3 protein-coding genes are annotated in these 1,636 nt (G+C 26.1%); 1 reads left to right on the forward strand and 2 read right to left on the reverse strand.

Going from position 1 to position 1,636, the window contains the following annotated elements; all coding sequences use genetic code 11:
* Positions 1-200: 200 nt before the first annotated feature.
* Positions 201-524 carry a helix-turn-helix domain-containing protein gene (locus GFU93_RS04295; protein ID WP_160567537.1) on the reverse strand — a complete coding sequence of 108 codons (324 nt, stop codon included), beginning with the start codon at positions 522-524 and terminating at the stop codon, positions 201-203.
* Between the two features lie 181 nt (positions 525-705).
* Positions 706-1,017: a helix-turn-helix domain-containing protein gene (locus GFU93_RS04300; RefSeq protein ID WP_160567539.1), complete on the reverse strand. Its 312-nt coding sequence runs from the start codon at positions 1,015-1,017 to the stop codon at positions 706-708.
* A gap of 249 nt (positions 1,018-1,266) precedes the next feature.
* Between GFU93_RS04300 and GFU93_RS04305 the strand changes: the two genes are divergently transcribed.
* A partial coding sequence (locus tag GFU93_RS04305; RefSeq protein WP_160567541.1) for a KilA-N domain-containing protein occupies positions 1,267-1,636 on the forward strand: 370 nt, incomplete at its 3' end.

The raw sequence follows: 1,636 nt of genomic DNA on the forward strand, positions 1-1,636 counted from the left end.
CTAATACAAAACCCTGATCTAGTTATAGGGTTAGCTACACAATTAAAGCAAGAAAGGCAACTTAAATAATGATTAGAATATTTTCAATTTCTTTTTCTTTTTTCTTTTTTTCTTTTTCATTGTGTCTAACTATATCTAATTGTTGTTGATAGTTGAATAAATTCAATAAATTTTCTTTTCTAAAAGCTATTAAAAATTTTCTAATTATTCTTTAATAATCCTTTTTGTAATCTATCCTTTGTTTTTATTAGATCTAATATATTTTGTAACTCCTCAATTGTATTCGCTCTAAGAAGTTCTCCTTTATAGTCTATTAGCGCGGTTAAGCCTTCTTCTTTGGTGTCATCAAATAAGTCTTTAACATCAACCCCTAAAACATCCGCTATTTTTTCTAATGACGCGTAAGACGGAGATTTTAAAAGATTGGTAACATAGCTTCTATTATCTTTTCTTCCAAGTAATTCGGCAAGTTTAGCTTTATTTAAACCCTTTTGATGTAATACTTTTTCAATATTTAAACCCATATCTTTAACTTGTTTTAACAAAAATAAACATACTTATCCATTTATTGACGAGTACGAAAAATTACGCAGTCCTCCAAATGTTCTCAGTATCAATATATTTGAATAAATAAAATAAAGAACAACTCATATATTTAATGAAACATGACGGTTATGCAGCGTGCGAGTTTTTAAATTTAACTACTTATATTTTATTATCTGAATTTCTTTTTTCACCATCAATATTTTCTAATAGATTTCTTAAGTCTTGGATAGAATTTATTTTATGAACTTCTCCCATATACTCAATATATCCTGTTAAATCGTCATTATTATCAATAAACAGGTCAGAAATTTTTACACCTAAAGCATCTGATAAGGTTTCTAAAGTTTCTAAAGAGTTTTTTTCTCCTTGTTTTATGTAGTAATATATAGTTTGCCTATTCACATTTAATAATTCAGCTAGTTTAGATACTCCTTTTTCTTTAATTAATTTTTCTAATTGTAAAGTAATCATATTACATAATTATATATTACAAAAGTAGTAATATATATTACATTACAGGTTTAATTGTAGTATAAACATATTACTATTTAACAAATATTTAACATTTAGTATTTGTTTGTGTAATATAATCATTATACATTTGTAATATAATCATTGACAAAAACACATAAGAATATGAGTAATACAGAAAAATTAAACAGGTATAAAAAAATAAACTTAGAATTATTTGAAACTCTTTAAATTAAATCTAATATAGTTATGGAAAATCAAATATTTATTTTTAATGGAAACAAGATTACATTTCAGTTTGGAAATGGTGATATCATGGTGAATGTAACAGAATTTGCAAAAGCATTTCCTAATAAAAACTTATCAACCATTGTCAATTCAAAAGAAATACAAGAATATGCTATTGAATTGTCAGCTATAAAAAATTTTATAGCTACTGATTTATTGAGAGTTGAAAATGGAAGAGGTACATGGGCGCACCAAAGAGTTGCATTGCGAATAGCTCAAAAGTTATCTACTCAATTCGCTATCTGGGTAGATGAAAGAATAGAAGAACTCTTAAGACACGGTCTTACGGCAACCCCTCAAAAGATAGACGAACTAATACAAAACCCTGATC

The sequence above is a fragment of the Apibacter sp. B3546 genome (assembly GCF_009827885.1).
Classification (GTDB): Bacteria; Bacteroidota; Bacteroidia; order Flavobacteriales; family Weeksellaceae; genus Apibacter.

Bases quoted from the DNA above. Each gene is read 5' to 3' on its own strand.
- GFU93_RS04295 (WP_160567537.1), bottom strand. From the start codon at position 524: ATGGGTTTAAATATTGAAAAAGTATTACATCAAAAGGGTTTAAATAAA.
- GFU93_RS04300 (WP_160567539.1), bottom strand. From the start codon at position 1,017: ATGATTACTTTACAATTAGAAAAATTAATTAAAGAAAAAGGAGTATCT.